This window comes from Nakamurella flavida, assembly GCF_030811475.1.
GTDB lineage: Bacteria > Actinomycetota > Actinomycetes > Mycobacteriales > Nakamurellaceae > Nakamurella > Nakamurella flavida.
In genome coordinates, this window is the sequence record NZ_JAUSQV010000001.1 from 804,339 (window position 1) to 824,813 (window position 20,475).

Sequence of the window (20,475 nt, forward strand, 5' to 3'; positions counted from 1 at the left end):
CCGAGGGTTGGCCGTGCCGACAGGGTCAGTACAGCGCGGCTGCCAGCGCCCGTCGGGCCTTGACCACGAGCTCGTCGTCGGCGGGGAACAGCGCGAACAGCGACAGCAACCGCTCCCGGGCGGCCGTCCGCTCGTCACCCGCGGACCGGCGCACGGAGGCGATGAGCCGATCGAACGCGCCGGCGATGTCACCCCCGGCGAGCTGCACGTCGGCGGCGTCCAGCTGCGCCGCCGCATCCGTCGGATCGGCGTCGGCACGCTCGACGACGGCCGGATCGTGGGCGTCGACCCGGGCCAGGAACTGCGCCTGGGCCAGGGCCGCCTTCGCCTGCTCGTTGGCCGGCTCGGCGTCCAGGATGGCCTGGTAGGCCCGCTGGGCGGCGACGAAGTCACCCTCGCCCAGTAGGTCCTCGGCGGCGGTGAACCGTTCGTCCTCGGGCTCCGGGGCCGGCTCGACGGCTCCCCCCGCCGCGGCCTCGGCCGCCGCGATGCCGGGCAGCCGCTCGCGCAGGGCGTCCAGCAGACCCGAGATCCACGTCCGCACCTCGGGTTCGGGCAGGGCACCGTTGAACGCGTCGACCGGCTGGCCCGCGGCGACCGCGACCACCGTCGGGATGGACTGGACGCCGAAGGCCTGGGCGATGCGCGGGTTGGCGTCCACGTCGACCTTGGCCAGGATCCACGACCCCCCACCGGCGGCGGCGAGGCGCTCGAGCACGGGCGAGAGCTGCTTGCACGGTTCGCACCACGTGGCCCACAGATCGATGACGACGAGGACGTCGTTCGAGACCTGGATGATCTCGCCGAAATCGGCCTCGGACACGTCCACCACGTACGGCGATCGTCCCGCCGGTGCGGCGCCACCGGCCGGCGCCGCACCGGCCGAGGGCGCTGCGGACGCGGGTGCGGCGGTCGGGGCGGGGCGCTTGAGCGAGGACAGATCCAGGGCGCCGGCGAAGGCGGCGGGGACGGCCGCCGGGCGGCGCGAATCCGGTCGAGTCATGCCGTCATCCTCCCACGCGGGCCCGACGCCCCCGGGGCCGTTCGCTGCGGGCGAGACCGACCCGGCCGGACGCCCGGGCGACCGGGCCGTCCCCTCCCCTGGAGCAGCCTGCGCTTCCCTCGGGCCCGGACACGAGGAGATCCGACGCCGCGGGAGGGAGGCAGATGAGGGGGGCGGGCCGACCCGCGTCCGTCCGCCGGACCGGGGGTGGCGCGGCGACTCGGTAGCGTGATCACGTGCCGACCATCCCGATCGACCGCCCGTCCGCCTGCCCGCACCGCGCCATCCGGGCCCGCTGACCGTGGGTTTCCTCCTCGGCCTCGGCGGCCTGCTGCTCGTCGGGCACGTCTACCTCTGGTTCCGGCTGGTCCGATCGACCGGCACGTCACGCCGCTGGCGCGTCGGGGGCGCGGTCGTGCTGGGCGTGCTGTTCGCCGTCTTCCTCACCGCGGTGAGCACGCAACGGTCGGCCGCCTTCAGCCAGATCACCCTGCTGCACGGCGTCGGGAACGTCTGGCTGGCCATGGTGCTGTACCTGTTCCTGGCCCTGCTGGTCGGTGAGCTGGTCCGACTGGTGGTGCTCGTGGTGCGGCGCTCCCGTGCCCGGTCGTCCCACGACGGCGCCCCGGTCGACCCGCGGCGGCGACTGCTGGTGTCCCGGGGCATCGCCGTCGGTGCCGGGGTGGCGGCCACCGCGACCGTCGGCTGGGGCATGACCCAGGCGCTGTCCACCGACGTCCGGGTGCTGCGGCAGGGTGTACCGCTGACCCGGCTGCCCGCCGGTCTGGACGGGTACCGCATCGCGGTGGTCACCGATCTGCACCTGGGTGCGTTGAACGGTCGGGCGTTCACCGAGCGGGTCGTCGCCGCGGTCAACGCCGAGCAGGTCGACGCGGTGGCCCTGGTCGGCGACCTGGTGGACGGGTCGGTGGCCGCGCTCAGCGACAGCGTCGCCCCTCTCGCCGGACTCACCAGCGTCGACGGCACGTTCTTCACCACCGGCAACCACGAGTACTACTCCGGCGCGGGCGAATGGATGCGGCACCTGCCGACCCTGGGCATCACCGTGCTGCACAACTCCTCGGTGGGTGTCAGCCGCGGCGGGGATTCCCTGCGCATCGCCGGCATCAACGACTGGACCGGCGAGGAGAACGGCGATCCGGCCAACCTGCAGACCGCGCTGGCCGATCGCGCCGACGGCGAGCCCGTCGTGCTCATGGCCCACCAGCCGCGGCAGGTCGGGGCGGCCGCCGCGGCCGATGTCGACCTGCAGCTGGCCGGGCACACCCATGGCGGCCAGATCTGGCCCTTCCACTACGCCGTGCTCGCCCAGCAGAAAGTGCTGTGGGGGCTGAGCCGCCACGACAACACCTGGCTCTACACCTCCCGCGGCATCGGGTTCTGGGGTCCGCCCGTCCGGGTCGGGGCACCGCCGGACATCACGGTGCTGACGCTGACGCGACCCTGAGCCGGGCCGGGATCGTCCCCGGCCGGCCGCTTGCTACGGTGCTCCGATGACCTCGGGATCGCCTGCCCTGCCGTTCGATCCGATCGCCAAGGCCGCGGAGACGTGGGCCGAACGCGTCGGACCGAACGCCTCGATGGAGGCGGTCACCAACATCATGCGGGTGCAGCAGATCCTGCAGGCCAGCGTGGACGAACGGCTGCGGCCGCACAACCTGACCTTCGCCCGCTACGAGGCGCTGGTGCTGCTGTCGTTCTCGAAGCGTGGGTCGCTGCCGATGCGACTGATGGGCGAGCGGCTGCAGCTGCACCCGACGTCGATCACCAACATCGTGGACCGACTCGAGGCCGAGGGCCTGGCCCGCCGCCTGCCCCACCCGAACGACCGACGCACCACCCTGGTCGAACTCACCGACACCGGCCGGGAACGGTTGGCCGCGGCCACCGTCGCGGTCACCGCGTCCGACTTCGGCTTCGTCGGGCTCGACCCGTCCGAGCTCGTCCAGCTCTCCGGCCTGCTGACCAAGGTGCGGCGGGCCTCCGGCGACTTCGCCTGACCGGCACGCACTCTCAGGCCGCGTCCCAGCGGAACACCCGGGTGGCGAGCGCCGTGAGCACGGCCGCAAAGCCGAGCAGGATCGCGATGGGCAGCAGCGCCGCCGTCGGGCCCTCCCCGCGCACCATCACGTCCTTCATGCCCTCCACGAGATAGCCCATCGGCAGCGCCTTCGACAGCACCGTCAGCCAGCCCGGGGCGGTGTCGATGGGCAGGAACGCGCCGGACAGGAACGCCATCGGCAGGGTGATGAGGTTGACCAGCCCGGCCCCGCCCTCGGACGTCTTCGCCACCGCGCCGACGAGCAGCCCGATGGACAGGAACGCGAGGGTCCCGGCCAGGACCAGCGGGACGGCCATGTACCAGGCGCCGGACAGCCGGAGCCCGAGGAACGGCAGCACGGACACCCCGACGTAGATGGCCAGCTGCACGAGCGCGACGGTCAGCGACACCACCACCCGGGCGGCGACCACCGTCGAGGTGCGGATCGGCGCCAGCCGCAGGCGACGGAGCACCCGCTTCTCCCGCCAGGTGATCAGCATCATCGCCGCGCCGAAGGTCGCACCGACCGCGACGCCGTACGCGATCATCCCCGGGGCGACGAACTGGATCGGTTGCAGCGCATCGTCCTCGACCTGCCGGGAGGTCAACGTGTACGTCGGCGGGATGCCCGAGGTCACGATGTTCACCTGGTCGACGAACCCGGCGAAGATGCCCTGCACGGTGGCCGCGGTGACCGGGTCGGCGGAGGAGAAGTACAGGACCAGTTCCTGGCCGCGCTGCTCCATGGCAGCCCCGGCATCCCCCCGCCGGACGGCGGTCAGCGCATCGTCGATCGACGCCGCGCCGCGGATCTCCACGGCCTCGTCCAGTCCGGTGCGCGCGGAGGCGGGCAAGGCGTCGACGACGGCCACGTTGCCGACCTCCAGGACGGTGACCCGGGCCGCACCGCCCCCGGTGAACACCGCGCCGAACACGATGATGAAGAACAGCGGGAAGACGATCGAGAAGAACAGCGACAGCCGGTCGCGGAAGAATCCCTTGACCATGGCCAGGGCCAGCGCGGCGAACACCCTCACGCGCGGTACTCCCGTCCGGTCAGGGCCAGGAAGACGTCCTCCAGGTTGGCCCCCTGGACCTGCAACCCGGTCAGCGCGTCCGCCCGGGCCAGCGCGGCGAGCACCGGCGCGGGCCGCCGGGTGACCAGCGCCGTCCCCGCCCCGTCCTGCTCGACCACCACCTCGGCATCGACCGGTCCGACCAGCTCCCGGGCCCCGTCCCCCGACAGCACCCCGGGGGCCAAGGAGATCCGCACCGGGGCGTCCAGCGCCCGGATGAGCTCGGCCGGTGTGCCCAGCTGCAGCACCCGGCCGCCGTCCAGGATGGCCACCCGGTCGCACAGGGTCTGCGCCTCCTCCATGGAGTGGGTGGTCAGCACGACGGTCGCTCCCCGGGTGTTGATGGCGCGCAACAGGTCCCACAGATTCCGACGGGCCTGCGGGTCCAGGGCACCGGTCGGCTCGTCCAGGAAGACGACCTCCGGGTCGTGCACCAGAGCGCACGCGATGGACAACCGCTGCGCCTGCCCGCCGGACAGCTTCTCGGCCCGCACGCCCGCCTTGTCCTGCAGGCCGACCAGCTCCAGCAGCTCCGTCGCCCGGCTCGCCGGTCGGCCGTACAGCGCGCAGAAGGTGCGGAGCTGCTCCCCCGCGGTCAGCCGTTCGAAGAACGAACTGGCCTGCAGCTGCACACCGATCCGGCCCAGCAGCCGCTGGTCCCGGGGCCAGGAGGGCAGGCCCAGGACGGTGACCGTGCCCGCGTCGGGCTTGCGCAGCCCCTCGATGATCTCCAGCAGCGTCGTCTTCCCGGCTCCGTTGGGGCCGAGGATGCCGAAGAACTCGCCCCGCCGCACCGACAGGGAGACGTCGTCCACGGCGACCAGGGGGCCGTAGCGTTTGACGACCCCGCTGGCCACGATCGTCCGGGTGTCGGGGTCCACTTCGTCGAGTGTGCCCGCCGGCGGCCGGGGGTGCCCACCGGGACACGCAGAACCGACCGTCGCACCCGGGCGACCCGTCGCCGTGACCCTCGCGCACGTCCCCGGGCCGGTGCGCGTGGCTATCGTGGGCCGATGATGCAGACGGTGGACGGGCCGGTCGAGAACGCCGCTCTGCCCGGCATCGTCGGTGTCGACCACATCGGCCTGGCCGTGCCCGACCTGACCGCCGCGGTGCACCTGCACACGGCGGTGCTCGGCGGGCGCCTCGAGCACCGTGAGGAGAACGTGGAGCAGGGCGTCGTCGAGGTGATGATCGCCTTCGACGGCGGCACCCGGGTCCAGCTGCTCGCCCCGACCTCGCCGGACTCACCGGTGGGGCGGTTCCTGGCCTCGCGGGGGCCCGGCATGCACCACCTGGCCTACCGGGTGTCCGACATCGGCTCGGCCGCCGGCGCACTCCGGGCCCGGGGGATGCGCCTGCTGTCCGACACCGACCGCCTCGGCACCGCCGGGTCGCGCATCCTGTTCGTCCACCCCCGCGACGCCGGCGGGGTGCTGGTCGAGCTCGTCCAGCCCGCCCGGACCGACCAGGTGGGGACCGGCGCCGCGGGCTGACGCCGTCCTGCGGCCTGCCTTCCCCGGCCCGGCCCCACGGGGTGGAACGATGGGGGCATGAGCTCCAGCGACTGGCTTCCCGCCCAGGCTCCCTTCGACGTCGTGCGGCGGGGTTTCGACACCGAACAGGTCACCTCCCATCTCGAACGGCTGGAGTACGACCTCCGGATCGCCACCGCCAACCGGGACGCCACCTCCCTGCGGCTCACCGAGCTGACCGACCAGCTGGCCGCGGCCCAGCGACAGGCCGACGAATTCCGCGCCGAGCTGGACCGCCAGGCCGGCGAACCGGTGTCGATGGCCGGTCTGTCCGACCGCATGCAGCGGATGATCCGCATCGCCGAGGAGGAGGCGACGGAGATCCGCACCCGCGCCGCCGCCGACGCCACCTCGCTGCGGGCCGAGCTCACCGCCGCGCTGACCGCGCAGGCCGCCGAGAAGGAGTCGTTCGACGACGAGCGGGAGCGCACCCGCCGGCAGCTGGCCGAGCAGGTCCGCGACCTGGTCGGCGAGGCGAGCGCCGAGGCCGAGGCGACCCGCGCGCAGGCCCGGCAGGAATCCGAGGCGCTCGTGCTGACCGCCCGACAGCAGTCCGAGTCCGCGCTGGCCTCGGCCACCGCGGAGGCCGACCGCACGTTGGGCGACGCCCGCGGCGAGGCCCAGCGGACGCTGAATGCGGCCCGCACCGAGGCCCAGCAGACCGTGGGCGCCGCCCGGGCCGAGGCCGAGGCGACCCTCGGCGCGGCCCGCGCCGAGGCCGAGGCGACGTTGCTCGCCGCCCGCACCGAGGCCCAGCAGACGATGGACCGGGCCCACGCCGAGGCCGACTACCTGCTCACCTCCGCGCGGACCCAGGCCGACACCCTCACCGCCACGGCGACCGCCGAGCGGGACCGGTTGGACGCGGAGGGCACGGCGCGCCGCGCCCAGGTCGACGAGGACTTCGAGATCGCCAGCCAGGCGCGGCGGGCGGAGTTCCACACCCGGCTCACCGAGCGCGAGGAGCTGTCCGTCGCCGACGCCCACCACCGGGTGGAGACGGCCACGGCGGAGGCCGAGCGACTGGTGCGGGAAGCCACCGACCACGCCCACCGGTTGGTGCGCGACGCCACCGATCACTCCACCGAGCTGGTCCGGCGGGCCACCGCGGAATCCGCCCAGCGGGTGCACGAGGCGGACGACGCCGTCATCGCCCTCACCGATCTGCGGTCCACGCTGCTGCAGCAGATGCAGGATCTGCGCGGCCACCTGGGCATGATCGACGGCCACGTGGCGTCGGCACCCGACCTGGTGGCCGCCCCGCCGACCGAGGCCGCCCGCCCGGTCACCGGGGACTTCCCCGCCGATCCCGCCGCCCGCCCGACCGGCCGCGGCCGGGACTTCCAGGAGGGCGCACTGCCGTTCAGCGACGAGCTGGAGAGGGCCGCCGCCGGGCCGGTCCAGGAGACGGGCACGACGGCGGCGGATGCTGCCGCCCCGGCCGCAGCCACCGACACCGGGGTCGACCCGGATCCGACCGAGGCGAGCGAGGTCGAGCCGGAGATCGACGATCCGGAGGTCGAGCACGACTCCCGTCCGGCCCCGGCCGGGTCCCGGCCGCTCGACCGGTCCGCCCAGCCCGAGGGCAAGCGCAAGCAGGGGCGTTCGTTCGCGGACCGGGCACGGGGTCGGCACTGACATCCCGCCGGACCGGCCGGGCCTGACGATCGGCCCGCCTGCCGGCCGGCCGGAGTCGGGTGGTCGGCCACCGGATGTCCGGTGACCGACCGCCCGGCTCAGCTGCGGTCGCCCGCGGCGACGGTGGCCAGGATCTCCGGCCCGTTCTGCAGGTAACGATCAGCGCTCACCTTGACCAGCCGGTCGAGTGCGAGGAACCCGCACACCGGCCCGAGGACCAGGGCCACCCAGCCCCACCAGGGAGCCACCACCAGGGACAGCACCACGGCGATACCGGCCGGGACGCCCACCAGCAGGCCGATACCGAGGATGGCGAGGGTGGCGCGGGTCGTCCGCCCCTTCTGCCCGGGGACGCTGGAGGCGAACATCGACTTGCGGCTCTGCGGCATGGCGTACGGGATGACCGCGGCGATGTAGGTCGACGCGGCAGCCCCGCCGAGCATGACGCCCAGCGCGAGACCGAGGGCACCGGGGACCTTGTCCCACGCGTCGTACACCGTCGCCTGCAGGGCCAGGGCGACCAGCACCAGCACCGTTCCGGGGAGGAACGCGGCGACCACGTGCCCGACGCTCTCCCCGCGGGCGCGGGCGCGGTCGGCGATCGTCTGCAGGTGGAGCCAGAGCCCGGAGCCGTCCACCCCGTACTGGTTGGCGGACTGGGTGCCGATCAGCAGCGCGCCGAACGCGACGGCGTAGACACCGCCGGGCCCGCGGGCGACGAAGAACGGCCACGCGATGATCAGCACCCCGATCATCAGCCACGGCATGCGTCGCATCGGATCGCGCCACATCAGCAACCGGTCGCGGCCGGCGACCACCCGGGCCGTCCCGGCCACGCCGCCACCGACGGACGTGTCGTGGGACGCACCGGACGGGGCCGAGCTCTCGGTGCTCGAGGACACGGTGGTCAACGTGGTGACCAGCGCCCGGCGCCACCAGATCCAGCCGAGCACCAGGGGGGCCACACCGATGACCGCCGCCAGGGCCACGCGTCCCCACTGGCCGGTGGCCACCAGCTGGGGCAGCAGGGCGAGACTGCCCGACGGCAGCCAGCCGAAGATGCCGGCCGCCTTCTCGACCCCGGACTGGACACCGGACCCGCCGCCGCTGTTCAGCAGCCAGGACAGCGCCAGGTAGAGGACGAAGATGCCGAAGCCGACGGCCATGCCGAGGTCCCGACCGCGGCGGCTCTCCATCAGGGTGGACATCGCGGTGGACGCCGCCCGGGACAGCACCACACAGGTCAGCAGCTGCAGGACGGCGCACACGAGCGCGACCGGCAGCACCGACCACGGTGCGGACAGGGCCACCACGGCCCCGAGCAGCACGATGACGTTCGCCGCAGGGAGATAGCCGATGAGGGAGGAGGTCAGCAGACCGCGCTGCAGGTCCCGCATCCGGATGGGCAGCAGGGCGAAGCGCGCCGGGTCGACCGTCTCGTCGACGCCGAAGGCGATGAGCGGTGTCAGCACCCAGCCCACCAGTTGCAGGGTGAACAGGGTGACGACCAGGACGACGGCGACATCGGGCACCGACCGCAACAGCACCAGACCGAACGCGGCGAAGCCCAGGACGAGCACGGCCAGGACCAGCAGGATCACGATGCCGACCCGTGCGCCGCCCCGGGAGGCCCGGAGCCGGCTCGTCACCAGCCGCCATTTCAGGCTTGCGAAGACCCCAACCACGACAGTCCCCCCTCTCCGACCTCGTCGGCGCCGACCAGGTGCATGAACGCGTCGTCCAGGCTCGACGCCGAGCCGCGCACCTCGGCGAGCGGCCCGGAGGCGACGAGCCGGCCGCGGCTCATCACCGCCACGTGTGAGCACAGCCCCTCGACCAGGGCCATGACGTGGCTGGAGAAGATGACGGTGCCGCCGGCGCCGGTGTAGCGCGACAGCACCGTGCGGATGATGCGGGCGGACACCGGATCGACGGCCTCGAGCGGTTCGTCGAGCAGCAGCACCGGCGGGGAGTGCAGCAGCGCGGCGGCCAGGGTGATCTTCTTGCGCATGCCGGTGGAGTAGTCGGCGACCAACTTGCCGCCGGCCTCGTCGAGATCCAGCACGTGCAGCAGCTCGGTCGCCCGGGAGGTCACCGTCTCGGCGGGCATGCCCCGCAGCCGGCCGAGATAGCTGAGCAGCTCCGGGCCGGACAGCCGCTCGAACAGGCGCAGGCCGTCCGGCAGCACGCCCATCCGCGCCTTGGCGCCGACCGGATCACCCCACACGTCCACCCCGGCCACGAAGATGCGGCCGGAATCCGGCCGCAGCAGACCGGTGACCATCGACAGCGTGGTCGTCTTCCCGGCGCCGTTCGGGCCGACCAGACCGAAGAAGGATCCCCGGGGGACGTCGAGATCGAGATCGTCCACGGCCACCCGTTGACCGAACGACTTGCGCAGCCCCCGGATGGTCACCGCCTGCCCTGCCGCCTCCGGGTAGGCGGCGTGGTCGGTGGGATAGCCCGGTAAGGCACCGCTGGTCGCCGTGGTGGAACCGGACACCTGGTCTGGGTGGGGGGTGTCAGTCATGGCGCACACCCTGCCACAGCAGCCCCACAGACCCCAGGGCACTTCGGCCCGGACCTGTCGCGGTCAGGACCAGTGCTCGTCCACCCACTGCACCAGCGCGTCGACGAATACGGCCGGAGCCTCGGCCGGGGTCAGATGTCCCGCACCCGGGACGACGACCAGGGTGGCCGACCCCCCGCCGTCCCGCACCAGAGCGGCCATCCGGGCCGCCTCGGCGACCGGCGTGACGGAGTCCTGCTCCCCCACCACGACCAGCACGGGCACACCCACCGTCCGCAGCACGGCGTCGGCATCGGGGCGGCAGGCCATGGCACGTTGCAACCAGGCGACGGTCGCCGCGGGCACGGCGTGGGCGATGGCCGCGAGCTCGCGACGACAGGACCCGTCGACGCCGTCCCCCAGCAGGGGGGCGATCGCGTCCTCCCCGGTGGCCCGGTCGCCGTGGTCCGCCCGCGCGGCGACGTCCTCCCGGCGTTGCCGGCCCGCGTCGTCGTCGGCACCGGACCGGGTGTCCACCAGCACGAGCCCGGCCACCCGACCGGGATGCCGGCGCACGATGTCCAGCGCCACGTACCCACCGAGGGAGACGCCGCCGAGGATCACGGACTCCAGCCCCTGCCGGTCCCACCCGGCGACGACGTCATCGGCCAGCAGGGCGATCGAGGGGGTGTCGTGGGGCTCCACCGGGCCGGCGTCGCCGCACCCGCGCAGATCCGGGGTGATCAGCCGGCGGCCGCTCAGCAGCGAGCGGGCACCGTCGAAGAGTCTGTTGTCCAGCGGGAACGCGTGGAGCAGGACGATCGGGGGTGCGGGGCTCATCGCGCCGATCCTGCCAGTCGGGCCGGCGGGCCGGTCGGTCGGTCGACGGCTCAGCCGGTCACCGGTCTCCCTCAGCCGGTCGACCGGTCAGCCGGTCACCGGGACGAATACGGCGAGCAGCATCCAGCAGACCACCGCGGACGGCAGCAGCGAGTCGAGCCGGTCCATGATGCCGCCGTGCCCGGGGAGCAGGGTGCCCATGTCCTTGACGCCGAGATCGCGCTTCATCAGTGATTCGGCGAGGTCCCCGCCGGTGGCGGTGACGGCCAGCACGATGCCGAGCAGCAGCCCCTGCCACCACGGGGCGTGCAGCAGCAGGCCGACGGACAGCGCCCCACCGGTCATGGCGACGGCGACCGACCCCGCGAACCCCTCCCAGGACTTCTTCGGGGAGATCGTCGGAGCGATCGGGTGCTTGCCGAAGAACACCCCGCTGGCGTACCCGCCGGTGTCGGAGCAGACCACCACGATGAGAAACGTGAGCACCCGGGCCGAGCCGTCCGGCGCCGCGACCATCAGGGTGGCGGCCGAGGCGAAGAGTCCGAGGTAGACGGCCAGGAAGACCGATACGCCGACGTCGGTGAGGTACCCGTCGGCTCCGCCCCGGAAGCGCCAGGCCATGCAGGCCAGCGCGGTGAGGGCGATGCCGGCGGCCTGGGCTGCGTGCCCGTAGGGCCAGGCCAGGACGATGGTCGCGATCGATCCGACGGCGACCGGCACCCAGGCCAGGGTGATCCCCCGGGAGGCCAGCGTGATCCGCAGCTCCCACACCGACGCGGCGACCGCAGCGGCGATGATGACGACGAAGCCCGGGCGGAAGAACAACAGGGTCGCCACGATGACCACGCCGAGCCCCAGCCCGACCGCGATCGCCATGGGGAGGTTGCGACCGGCCCGCGAGGCGGGCCGGGCCGCAGCAGCGGTGGCGGACGGGCCGTCCCCGGTCGGCCCCAGCGGCGACTGGCTCATCACACCTCGAGCAGCTCGGCTTCCTTGTTCTTGATCAGATCCTCGACCGAGGCGATGTACTTGTCGGTGAGCGTCTGCAGTTCCTTCTCCGCGCGGGCACCCTCGTCCTCGCCGGCCTCACCGTCCTTGACGATGCGGTCCAGCTCCTCCTTGGTGCGGCGGCGGATGTTGCGGATGGAGACCCGCGCGTCCTCGCCCTTGGCCCGGGCGGACTTGCCGAGCTCGCGGCGGCGCTCCTCGGTCAGCTGCGGGAACACCACCCGGATGACGACGCCGTCGTTACCCGGGTTGACCCCGAGATCGGACTGCTGGATGGCCTTCTCGATCGCGGTCAGCTGGCTGGCGTCGTAGGGCTTGATGACCGCCATCCGCGCCTCGGGGATGGTGATGGTGGCCATCTGGGTCAGCGGGGTCGGCGCGCCGTAGTAGTCGATGGTGACCCGACCGAAGGTGTTGGGGTTGGCCCGCCCGGTGCGGAGCGTGGACAGATCCTCCTTCACCTTGGTGACGGCCTTCTCCATCTTCTCCTCGGCGTCGAACATGGCTTCGTCGATCACGACTGATCCTCTCGGGTGGCGGGCGTGGCGACCAGGGTGCCGATAGGCACGCCACGGACCGCGCGCCCGATGTTGCCGTCCAGCAACAGGTTGAACACGATGATGGGCATGGCGTTGTCCATGCACAAGCTGAACGCGGTGGCGTCGGCCACCTTGAGGCCGCGCTCGAGCACCTCGCGGTGGGTGATCTCGGCGAACATGGTCGCGTCCGGGTTGGTCTTCGGATCGCTGTCGTAGACACCGTCGACACCCTTGGCCAGGAGCACGACCTCGGCGTCGATCTCCAGCGCGCGCTGCGCGGCGGTGGTGTCGGTCGAGAAGTACGGCATGCCGACCCCGGCGCCGAAGATGACCACGCGGCCCTTCTCCAGGTGCCGGATGGCGCGGCGCGGGATGTACGGCTCGGCGACCTGCCCCATGGTGATCGCGGTCTGCACCCGGGTGTCCAGGCCGTGCTCGCGTTCCAGGAAGTCCTGCAGGGCCAGGCAGTTCATCACGGTGCCGAGCATGCCCATGTAGTCCGAACGGGCCCGGTCCATGCCCTCCTCGGAGAGCTGGGCGCCGCGGAAGAAGTTGCCGCCGCCGATGACCACCGCGACCTGCACACCGCTGTCGGCGACCTCGGCGATCTGCCGGGCCACCTCCTTGACCACGGTGGGGTCGACGCCGACGGAACCGCCGCCGAACATCTCGCCGCCGAGCTTGAGCAGCACCCGGCGGAAGGCCGGGCGGTCGGTGACGGTGGTCGCCGCGCCTTCCGCGGTGGCGCCGCCGTCGGTGCGACCGGCCCCGGACTCGTTCGCGTCGGACTGCCCCATGGAGTGCTCCCCTCGTCCTGCGTTCGCCTCGTGCCCCTCGCGCCCACCTGCTGCGCGACGGTTACCGCCCCGGCCCGCCGTCGCCCGCCCTGGTGGGCGGGTGACGGCGGACCGGATCGCACCGGGGCGTGCCCCGGCGGGTGGATCAGGCGGTGCCGACCTCGAACCGCACGAAGTCGGTGACGGCGACGCCGGCGTCGGCCAGCTGCTTGCCGACGGTCTGCTTGCTGTCGCGGACCGAGGCCTGCTCGACCAGGACGGACTCCTTGTAGAAGCCGTTCACCCGGCCCTCGACGATCTTCGGCAGGGCACCCTCGGGCTTGCCCTCCTCGCGGGCGGTCGCCTCGGCGATGCGCTTCTCGGACTCGACCACGTCGGCCGGGACGGCGTCCCGGGAGACGTAGCGGGCCTTGAGCGCGGAGACCTGCATGGCCGCGCCACGGGCGGTCTCCTGGGCCTCGTCACCGGTGCCGGTGTAGGCGACGAGCACGCCGATGGACGGCGGCAGGTCGGCGGACCGCTTGTGCAGGTACACGGCGGTGTCGCCCTCGAAGCGGGCGACCCGGTTGAGGACGAGCTTCTCGCCGATCTTGGCCGAGAGGGCGGCGATCGCCTGCTCGACGGTGCCACCGTCGAGCGGGGCGGCCAGCACGGCGGCCACGTCGACCTGGCCGGACAGCCCGGCGGCGGCCTCGGCGATCTTCGCGCCCAGCTCCTGGAACTCGGAGTTCTTGGCGACGAAGTCGGTCTCGGAGTTGAGCTCGATGAGCGCGTGGCCGCTGGCGGCCACCATGCCCTCGGCGGCGGTGCGCTCGGCGCGCTTCCCGACGTCCTTGGCGCCCTTGATCCGGAGGACCTCGACGGCCTTCTCGAAGTCGCTGTCGGTCTCCTCGAGCGCCTTCTTGCAATCCATGAACCCGGCTCCGGTCAACTCACGGAGACGCTTGACATCTGCAGCGGTGTAGTTCGCCATCGTCGGCGCATGCCCTTCTGTATTCGATCGTGGTGCTGGGTCGATCGTGGTTGATCCTGGCGCGATGCTGTTCGCGGGCCGTCTGTTGCCCACGTGACTCCTGCCCCGCCCCGGGGGCCCCGTCGGGCCCCAGTGTCGCGGGCGGGCGGTGAGGCCCGCGCTCGGGGGGCGTCACCTCTTCGTCGGTGCGGTCCGGTCGACCGGGCCGAGAAGGCGGTGTCGCACCGCCGGGCGCCGTCGGCGTGTGCCGACGACGCCCGGGGCGGTGCGTGCCGGGCGGCCGGCCCGGCGACACGTCAGGACGCGTTGACGCCCTGCTGGTCGACCGGGGTCTCGGCGACACCCTGCGCGACATCGGCCTGGACCTGGTTCTCGGCCACGGCACCGGCCTCGGTCTCCGACCGGACGTCGGTGATCGGGGCGTCGGCCGGGATGGCCGGAGCCTCGGCGGAGGCGGCGAGCATCTCCCGCTCCCACTCGGCCAGCGGCTCCTCGGCCTGGGTACCGGTGTTGCCACCGGACCGGGCGATGAGACCGTCGGCGACGGCCTGGGCGACGACCTTGGTCAGCAGCGCGGCGGAGCGGATCGCGTCGTCGTTGCCGGGGACCGGGAAGTCGACCTCGTCGGGATCGCAGTTGGTGTCGAGCACCGCGACGACGGGGATGTTCAGCTTGCGAGCCTCGCCGACGGCGATGTGCTCCTTCTTGGTGTCGACGATCCACACCGCGGAGGGCACCTTGGCCATGTCGCGGATGCCACCGAGGGTCTTGCTCAGCTTGTCCTTCTCACGGGTCAGCAGCAGCACCTCCTTCTTGGTGCGGCCGTCGAACTCGCCGGAGGTCTCCATCGCCTCGAGGTCCTTGAGGCGCTGCAGACGCTTGTGCACCGTCTGGAAGTTGGTGAGCATGCCGCCCAGCCAGCGCTGGTTGACGTAGGGCATGGAGACGCGGGTCGCCTGCTCGGCGATCGCCTCCTGGGCCTGGCGCTTGGTGCCGATGAACAGCACCGTGCCGCCGCGGGCCACGGTCTCGCGGATGAACTCGTAGGCGCGGTCGATGTACGACAGCGTCTGCTGGAGATCGATGATGTAGATGCCGTTGCGCTCGGTGAAGATGAAGCGCTTCATCTTCGGGTTCCAGCGCCGGGTCTGGTGCCCGAAGTGGACACCCGCATCCAGCATCTCGCGCATGGTGACGACAGCCATGGTCGTCCTTTCTGGGCAGGCTCCCGCAGGCCGCACCTCTGTGGGCGCGACACCGTGGGAACACGGTTCGGTTGTCGCCGTCGACCGGTGGTCGGCGGCCCTGACGCCCTCGTGCGCATCGCCCTTCCCCGGTCCGATCCCGGGGGATCGTGCCGCGGAGAGGACCTCGGTGCGCGACGGCCGGGGTGGACGAGTGGCGGAGCGGGCCCGGACGGGCCCGACCACCGTTCGATTCCGGCAGCAGGACGTGCGAAGTCAACCCGTCCGGAGACGGGCAGCTGCTCCAGACTACCGGAGACCACCGCCCCGCTCGGACCGCCGGCGCGAGCGGCGCCGAGTTGTCCCCAGGCCGCGGGCTCGTCCCCATTTCCCGGGCCGCCGGGACTCCGCTCGACCCGCGGACGACCCTGGGCCGATGAGACTCCCGTGGGTGCTGACGGTCGCCGGCCTGCTGCTGACCTCCCTGACCCCGCCCGCCGATGCCCCGTCCGGCCGGAACTCGCCCCCGGCCGTGGCCTTGGTGGCCGGGGTGGGCGACCAGGACACGTTCGTCCTGCCCGTGCCGGGCGCCCCGGTGTTCACCCCGTTCCGGGCTCCGGCCCACCGGTACGGGGCGGGGCACCGGGGGGTGGACCTGGCCGGTGGTCCCGGGGTGGCCGTCCTGGCCGCCGGTGACGGGGTGGTCGCCTTCGCCGGCACGGTGGCCGGTCGCCCGGTCGTGTCGGTGCAGCACCCGTCCGGTCTGCGCACCACGTACGAGCCCGTCCTGGCCTCGGTCGCGGCGGGTGCCGATGTCCGGGCGGGCGACGTGCTGGGCACCCTGCAGGACGGTCACCCGGGTTGTTCGACGTCCTGCCTGCACTGGGGCGCCCGACTCCTCGACGGCGACTACCTGGACCCGATGAGCCTGCTCGGACCCCGCCGGGTCCGGCTGTACCCGTGGGTGGATCCGTGACGGGCACGGTGGGCGTTCCCGGTAGGCGGGTAGGGACCAGCACCGGGGGCGTCCGCCCCCCTCACGGGTGCACGCTGATCGCCGGTCCCTCAGATCACGCAGTCAACTGAGCGACGACGGCCGCCGACACCTCGCTCGTGGTCGCGGTGCCGCCCAGATCGGCGGTCCGGACGCCGTCGGCGGTGACGCGCCGGAACGCGGCGGTCAGGTCATCGGCCGCTTCGACGTGACCGAGGTGCTCCAACATCATGGCTCCCGACCAGATGGCACCGACGGGGTTGGCGATGCCGCGCCCGGCGATGTCGGGCGCCGAGCCGTGGACGGGCTCGAAGAGCGACGGGTACTCCCGCTCCGGATTGAGGTTGGCGCTCGGGGCCACCCCGATGGAGCCGGCGATCGCACCGGCGAGGTCGGACAGGATGTCGCCGAACAGGTTGGACGCCACGATCACGTCGAAGCGACCCGGGTCGAGGACCAGTCGGGCCGCCAGGGCGTCGATGAGGATGCTCTCGAGCCGGACCTCGGGGGTACCTGCCGCCACCTCGGCGACGACCTCGTCCCAGAACGGCATCGAGTGGATGATCCCGTTCGACTTCGTGGCCGAGGTGAGCAGACCGCGCCGCCGCCGGGCCTGCGCCACCGCGTACCTGGCCACCCGTTCGATCCCGTGCCGGGTGAAGACGTTGACCTGGATGGCCTCCTCCTCGGCCCGGCCGCGATAGGTCCGGCCACCGACCTCGGAGTACTCGCCCTCGTTGTTCTCCCGGACCAGCACGATGTCGATCCCGTCACCCCCGGCGACCGGACTGGGCACCCCCGCCAGTGCCCGCACCGGACGCAAATTGACGTACTGGCGGAATTCGCGCCGGATCGGGATCAACAGACCCCACAGCGTCTCGGTGTCCGGGATCCCCGGCATCCCCACCGCGCCCAGGAAGATGGCGTCGTGTCGGGACAGCACCTCGATGCCGTCGGCGGGCATCATGCCACCGGTCCGCTGGTACAGGTCGGACCCCCAGTCGTGGTGGACCCAGTCCACCCGGCTGTCGTGCCGCGCGAGGGCCGCGTCGATACAGGCGATCGCCGCCGGGACGACCTCCTGGCCGATACCGTCACCTGGGATGACAGCGATGCGCATGGGGTGCCTCTCCGTCGGCCGACTTTACAAGATGTAAAGTTACACTGATAAGCTGACGACATGGCGGAGGCCCGATGACCGAGGCGAGTCCACAGTCCGTCCTGCTGGAGAAGCTGGCGGCCGCTCCGCCGACGCGGACCGGGGGCACCGCGCTGTACTGGCAGTGCAGCGAGCTGCTCAAGCGGCTCATCGAGGAGAGCCACTACCCCGCCGCCGTTCCGCTCCCGCCGGAGAACGAACTGGCCCGGGCGCTCGGCGTCAGTCGTCCGACCCTGCGCCAGGCGATGGCTCGGCTGGCCACCGACGGGGTCGTCCACTCCCAGCGCGGTGTCGGCGCCTTCGCCCTGCGCAGTGGCCTCGTCCGCCCGGTCGGACTCAGCAGCCTCTACCGCGACCTCGTCGACGCCGGCCGGGTCCCGCGGACCACCGTGCTCGTCCTCGAGGAGACGGTGGCCGAACCCGCGGTCGCCGCCGAGCTGCACATCGCACCGGGGACGCGCCTGCTGCACCTGGAACGGGTGCGGTACGCCGACGACATCCCGGTCGTGCTCACCCGTTCGCTCTTGGCCCTCCCCCCGGGCATCACCCTCACCCGGGAGCAGCTGGAGACGGACAGTCTGTACAACCTGCTGCACCGGGTCGCCGCCATCGAGCTGGTGGGCGGATCCCAGACGGTCAGTGCCCGGCACGCGACCCCGGCCGAGGCCAGGTTGCTGGAGCTGCCGTCGGACTCGGCGGTGATGGTGGCCCACCGGGTGGCGTTCGACAGTCGCGGGAACGGTGTCGAGTACGTCCACATCATCTATCCCGAGGGCACCGCACTCAGCTCCGACCTGCGGGGCACGTCCACCCGGCCCGCCGACCCCGGGACGCTGCGATGACCCGGGTGCTGTGCCTGGGCAGCCTCCTGCTCGACACGATCGCCGTCGTGCACCGACTGCCGGGTGAGGACGAGCGCGTGGAGGCCGAGCACATCGTGCTGGCCGGGGGCGGAAACGCCTCCACCGCGGCGGTGGCCATGGCCCGGCTCGGGGTGGACGTCGATTTCGCCGGCGTGGTCGGCGACGACCGGATCGGGCGGATGGTGCTCGACGGGCTGGCCGCCGAAGGTGTCGGAACCGATCACGTCGAGGTCCGCCGCGGCGTCGAGACGGGCGCCTCGGTGGTCGTGGTCAACACCGACAGCGCCACGCGCACGATCCTCACCCGGCCGGCGACCACACCCACCGCCGTCCCGGGCGGCTTCGACTGGATCCACGTCGACAAGGTCGGATACCGGGCCCTGCGCGAAATCCCCGACCGACACCCGACCGGAGCACGGATCTCGCTCGACGACGGCAACCCGGTTCCCGACCTGGATCTCGGGATGATCGACCTGTACGTCCCCACCGCCGCGGTGCTGCTCGAACGGTTCGGGGGGTCCGATCCGTTGACCGCCGCCCGTCGGGCCCGCGACGCCGGTGCCCGGACCGTGGTCGCGACCGACGGCGCCCGCGGATCCTTCGCGCTCGACGGGGACGCCGCCGCCTACGCGCCGGCGCTGCCCGTGGTCCCGCTCAGCAGCCTGGGCGCCGGCGACGTCTTCCACGGGGCCCTGCTCGCCGCCGTCGTCCTGGGCCGAGATCTCCCCGAGGCCATCCGTTTCGCCAACGTCACCGCCGCCCTCTCCTGTCGCGCCGTGGACGGGCGATCCGGGATACCCGACCGACGCGAGGTCGACGAGCGCCTGCGCGACCTGCCCGTCCCCTCCGGCCCTGCGCCGGACCTGATCCGAGACCTGCTCACCCGAACCGGCTGACCGCCCACCACCAGGAGTCCTCGTGCCCATCGCCACCACCAACCCGACCACCGGAATCGTCGAGCGCACGTTCGACGCGATCGACGAGGCGGAGGTCGAACGCCGCATCGCCGCCGCGGCGGCGGCCGTCGCTCCCCTGACCGCCAGTACGTTCGCCGAACGGGCCGGCTGGATGCGCGCGGCCGCCGATCTGATCGAGGCCGACGGCGACGAGCTCGCCCGGCTGATCACCGTGGAGATCGGTCGACCGATCGCGCAGTCGCGGGCCGAAGTGGGCAAGTGTGCTCGCGGCATGCGGTTCTACGCCGAGCACGCCGAGTCCTTCCTGGCCCCGGAATGGCTGTCCGACCCGTCGTCGGTGGGCGCGTCGGCGGCGGGCACCCGGTACGAACCCATCGGCGTCGTGCTCGCGGTCATGCCGTGGAACTACCCGTTCTGGCAGGCCCTCCGGTTCGCTGCGCCCGCGCTGATGGCCGGCAACGTGGGCCTGCTCAAGCACGCGTCGAACGTTCCGCAGGCTGCCCTCTACCTCGACACCCTCTTCGAGCGCGCCGGGTTCCCCGCGGGGTCGTTCGCCTCGCTGCTCATCCCCGCTTCCGGGGTGGAACGGGTGATGCGTGACCCGCGGATCGCGGCCGCGACGCTGACCGGCTCCGAGCCCGCGGGACGCTCCCTCGCCGCCATCGCCGGTTCCGAGATCAAGCACGTCGTCCTGGAGCTCGGTGGATCCGACCCGTTCGTCGTCATGCCGAGCGCCGACGTGGCGGCCGCCGCGGCGGTCGCGGTCAGGGCCCGTACGCAGAACAGCGGGCAGTCGTGCATCGCGGCCAAACGCTTCATCGTGCACGCGGACGTCCACGACGAGTTCCTCGCCGCCTTCTCCGAGCGGATGGCCGCCCTCTCGGTCGGTGACCCGCTCGACGAGGCGACCGACGTCGGTCCGTTGGCCACCGAGTCCGGGCGCGACGAGCTGGCCGACCTGGTCGACGACGCCCGGCAGCAGGGGGCGGACATCGCGGTGGGCGGCACTCGTCCCGACCGGCCCGGCTGGTTCTACCCGCCGACGGTGATCTCCGGCGTCACCCCGGCCATGCGCCTGTACGCCGAGGAGGCCTTCGGGCCGGTGGCGACGGTCTTCCGGGTCGCCGACGCGGCCGAGGCGGTCGCCGTCGCCAACGCCACGACCTTCGGGCTGAGCTCCGCGGTCTGGACGAACGACTCCGCCGAGGAGGACCACTTCGTCCGGGCGCTGGCCGCCGGTGGCGTGTTCGTGAACGGGATGACCGCGTCCTACCCCGAGCTGCCCTTCGGCGGTGTCAAGGCCTCCGGTGTCGGGCGGGAACTCTCCGCGGCCGGGATCCGGGAGTTCTGCAATCTCAAGACCGTCTGGAAGAGCTGA

Annotated in this window: 20 protein-coding genes; 8 read left to right on the plus strand and 12 right to left on the minus strand. The window is 72.7% G+C overall.

Annotation, left to right across the window (positions count from 1 at the left end):
- Positions 1–25: 25 nt before the first annotated feature.
- The gene (locus tag J2S58_RS03535) at positions 26–1,003 is read right to left on the minus strand and encodes a tetratricopeptide repeat protein (protein ID WP_205256262.1); all 978 of its coding nucleotides are present in this window, start codon (positions 1,001–1,003) and stop codon (positions 26–28) included.
- A 301-nt stretch (positions 1,004–1,304) separates the two neighbouring features.
- On the opposite strand from J2S58_RS03535, the gene J2S58_RS03540 reads away from it, so the two are divergent.
- Together J2S58_RS03540 and J2S58_RS03545 are read left to right on the plus strand one after the other, a co-directional pair.
- Positions 1,305–2,471: a metallophosphoesterase gene (locus J2S58_RS03540; protein WP_205256261.1), complete on the plus strand. Its 1,167-nt coding sequence runs from the start codon at positions 1,305–1,307 to the stop codon at positions 2,469–2,471.
- Positions 2,472–2,517: 46 nt separating this feature from the next.
- The gene (locus J2S58_RS03545) at positions 2,518–3,024 is read left to right on the plus strand and encodes a MarR family winged helix-turn-helix transcriptional regulator (RefSeq protein ID WP_205256260.1); all 507 of its coding nucleotides are present in this window, start codon (positions 2,518–2,520) and stop codon (positions 3,022–3,024) included.
- A 13-nt stretch (positions 3,025–3,037) separates the two neighbouring features.
- Here J2S58_RS03545 and J2S58_RS03550 read toward each other — a convergent pair whose 3' ends face one another.
- Both J2S58_RS03550 and J2S58_RS03555 read right to left on the minus strand, forming a co-directional pair.
- On the minus strand, positions 3,038–4,102 hold the full coding sequence (locus J2S58_RS03550; RefSeq protein WP_306826342.1) for an ABC transporter permease: 1,065 nt from the start codon (positions 4,100–4,102) through the stop codon (positions 3,038–3,040).
- On the minus strand, positions 4,099–5,022 hold the full coding sequence (locus J2S58_RS03555) for an ABC transporter ATP-binding protein (protein ID WP_306826343.1): 924 nt from the start codon (positions 5,020–5,022) through the stop codon (positions 4,099–4,101). The genes J2S58_RS03550 and J2S58_RS03555 overlap by 4 nt, the downstream gene beginning before the upstream one ends.
- Positions 5,023–5,154: 132 nt before the next feature.
- On the opposite strand from J2S58_RS03555, the gene mce reads away from it, so the two are divergent.
- Together mce and J2S58_RS03565 are read left to right on the plus strand one after the other, a co-directional pair.
- Complete coding sequence (gene mce, locus J2S58_RS03560; RefSeq protein ID WP_240188675.1) at positions 5,155–5,637, plus strand: methylmalonyl-CoA epimerase; 483 nt, start codon at positions 5,155–5,157, stop codon at positions 5,635–5,637.
- A 57-nt stretch (positions 5,638–5,694) separates the two neighbouring features.
- Positions 5,695–7,314, plus strand: coding sequence for a coiled-coil domain-containing protein (locus tag J2S58_RS03565; protein WP_205256259.1), 1,620 nt, complete (start codon positions 5,695–5,697; stop codon positions 7,312–7,314).
- A gap of 98 nt (positions 7,315–7,412) precedes the next feature.
- Here J2S58_RS03565 and J2S58_RS03570 read toward each other — a convergent pair whose 3' ends face one another.
- The 8 genes from J2S58_RS03570 to rpsB form a co-directional block, all read right to left on the minus strand.
- On the minus strand, positions 7,413–8,963 hold the full coding sequence (locus J2S58_RS03570; protein WP_205256258.1) for a hypothetical protein: 1,551 nt from the start codon (positions 8,961–8,963) through the stop codon (positions 7,413–7,415).
- Between the two features lie 11 nt (positions 8,964–8,974).
- Positions 8,975–9,844, minus strand: a complete 870-nt coding sequence (locus J2S58_RS03575; protein WP_205256257.1) for an ABC transporter ATP-binding protein — start codon at positions 9,842–9,844, stop codon at positions 8,975–8,977.
- A 63-nt stretch (positions 9,845–9,907) separates the two neighbouring features.
- Complete coding sequence (locus J2S58_RS03580; RefSeq protein WP_205256256.1) at positions 9,908–10,663, minus strand: alpha/beta fold hydrolase; 756 nt, start codon at positions 10,661–10,663, stop codon at positions 9,908–9,910.
- An 87-nt stretch (positions 10,664–10,750) separates the two neighbouring features.
- Positions 10,751–11,632, minus strand: a complete 882-nt coding sequence (locus J2S58_RS03585) for a phosphatidate cytidylyltransferase (protein ID WP_205256255.1) — start codon at positions 11,630–11,632, stop codon at positions 10,751–10,753.
- Positions 11,632–12,189, minus strand: a complete 558-nt coding sequence (frr, locus tag J2S58_RS03590; protein WP_205256254.1) for a ribosome recycling factor — start codon at positions 12,187–12,189, stop codon at positions 11,632–11,634. The genes J2S58_RS03585 and frr overlap by 1 nt, the downstream gene beginning before the upstream one ends.
- The gene (gene pyrH / locus J2S58_RS03595) at positions 12,186–13,007 is read right to left on the minus strand and encodes a UMP kinase (RefSeq protein WP_205256253.1); all 822 of its coding nucleotides are present in this window, start codon (positions 13,005–13,007) and stop codon (positions 12,186–12,188) included. Before pyrH ends, frr begins: the two co-directional genes overlap by 4 nt.
- A 145-nt stretch (positions 13,008–13,152) precedes the next feature.
- A complete protein-coding gene (tsf, locus tag J2S58_RS03600) occupies positions 13,153–13,980 on the minus strand; it encodes a translation elongation factor Ts (RefSeq protein ID WP_205256252.1) in 828 nt (275 codons plus the stop codon).
- Between the two features lie 296 nt (positions 13,981–14,276).
- The gene (gene rpsB, locus J2S58_RS03605; protein ID WP_205256251.1) at positions 14,277–15,185 is read right to left on the minus strand and encodes a 30S ribosomal protein S2; all 909 of its coding nucleotides are present in this window, start codon (positions 15,183–15,185) and stop codon (positions 14,277–14,279) included.
- A 415-nt stretch (positions 15,186–15,600) separates the two neighbouring features.
- On the opposite strand from rpsB, the gene J2S58_RS03610 reads away from it, so the two are divergent.
- On the plus strand, positions 15,601–16,140 hold the full coding sequence (locus J2S58_RS03610) for a M23 family metallopeptidase (RefSeq protein WP_205256250.1): 540 nt from the start codon (positions 15,601–15,603) through the stop codon (positions 16,138–16,140).
- A gap of 94 nt (positions 16,141–16,234) precedes the next feature.
- Here the strand turns inward: J2S58_RS03610 and J2S58_RS03615 are convergent, their stop codons facing one another.
- Positions 16,235–17,278, minus strand: coding sequence for a tartrate dehydrogenase (locus J2S58_RS03615; protein WP_205256249.1), 1,044 nt, complete (start codon positions 17,276–17,278; stop codon positions 16,235–16,237).
- A 74-nt stretch (positions 17,279–17,352) separates the two neighbouring features.
- Here J2S58_RS03615 and J2S58_RS03620 point away from each other — a divergent pair, with 74 nt between their 5' ends.
- Genes J2S58_RS03620 through J2S58_RS03630 form a run of 3 tightly spaced genes read left to right on the plus strand, consistent with a single transcriptional unit; the run spans position 17,353 to position 20,475 of the window.
- Positions 17,353–18,159 carry a GntR family transcriptional regulator gene (locus J2S58_RS03620; protein WP_205256248.1) on the plus strand — a complete coding sequence of 269 codons (807 nt, stop codon included), beginning with the start codon at positions 17,353–17,355 and terminating at the stop codon, positions 18,157–18,159.
- On the plus strand, positions 18,156–19,076 hold the full coding sequence (locus J2S58_RS03625; protein WP_205256247.1) for a carbohydrate kinase family protein: 921 nt from the start codon (positions 18,156–18,158) through the stop codon (positions 19,074–19,076). The genes J2S58_RS03620 and J2S58_RS03625 overlap by 4 nt, the downstream gene beginning before the upstream one ends.
- Before the next feature lie 22 nt (positions 19,077–19,098).
- Positions 19,099–20,475 carry an NADP-dependent succinic semialdehyde dehydrogenase gene (locus J2S58_RS03630; RefSeq protein WP_205256246.1) on the plus strand — a complete coding sequence of 459 codons (1,377 nt, stop codon included), beginning with the start codon at positions 19,099–19,101 and terminating at the stop codon, positions 20,473–20,475.

Coding starts and splice junctions, on each gene's coding strand:
- J2S58_RS03535 (WP_205256262.1), bottom strand. CDS start 1,003: ATGACTCGACCGGATTCGCGCCGCCCGGCGGCCGTCCCCGCCGCCTTC.
- J2S58_RS03545 (WP_205256260.1), top strand. CDS start 2,518: ATGACCTCGGGATCGCCTGCCCTGCCGTTCGATCCGATCGCCAAGGCC.
- mce (WP_240188675.1), top strand. CDS start 5,155: ATGATGCAGACGGTGGACGGGCCGGTCGAGAACGCCGCTCTGCCCGGC.
- J2S58_RS03565 (WP_205256259.1), top strand. CDS start 5,695: ATGAGCTCCAGCGACTGGCTTCCCGCCCAGGCTCCCTTCGACGTCGTG.
- J2S58_RS03575 (WP_205256257.1), bottom strand. CDS start 9,844: ATGACTGACACCCCCCACCCAGACCAGGTGTCCGGTTCCACCACGGCG.
- J2S58_RS03580 (WP_205256256.1), bottom strand. CDS start 10,663: ATGAGCCCCGCACCCCCGATCGTCCTGCTCCACGCGTTCCCGCTGGAC.
- J2S58_RS03585 (WP_205256255.1), bottom strand. CDS start 11,632: ATGAGCCAGTCGCCGCTGGGGCCGACCGGGGACGGCCCGTCCGCCACC.
- pyrH (WP_205256253.1), bottom strand. CDS start 13,007: ATGGGGCAGTCCGACGCGAACGAGTCCGGGGCCGGTCGCACCGACGGC.
- tsf (WP_205256252.1), bottom strand. CDS start 13,980: ATGGCGAACTACACCGCTGCAGATGTCAAGCGTCTCCGTGAGTTGACC.
- rpsB (WP_205256251.1), bottom strand. CDS start 15,185: ATGGCTGTCGTCACCATGCGCGAGATGCTGGATGCGGGTGTCCACTTC.
- J2S58_RS03610 (WP_205256250.1), top strand. CDS start 15,601: ATGAGACTCCCGTGGGTGCTGACGGTCGCCGGCCTGCTGCTGACCTCC.
- J2S58_RS03615 (WP_205256249.1), bottom strand. CDS start 17,278: ATGCGCATCGCTGTCATCCCAGGTGACGGTATCGGCCAGGAGGTCGTC.
- J2S58_RS03620 (WP_205256248.1), top strand. CDS start 17,353: ATGACCGAGGCGAGTCCACAGTCCGTCCTGCTGGAGAAGCTGGCGGCC.
- J2S58_RS03625 (WP_205256247.1), top strand. CDS start 18,156: ATGACCCGGGTGCTGTGCCTGGGCAGCCTCCTGCTCGACACGATCGCC.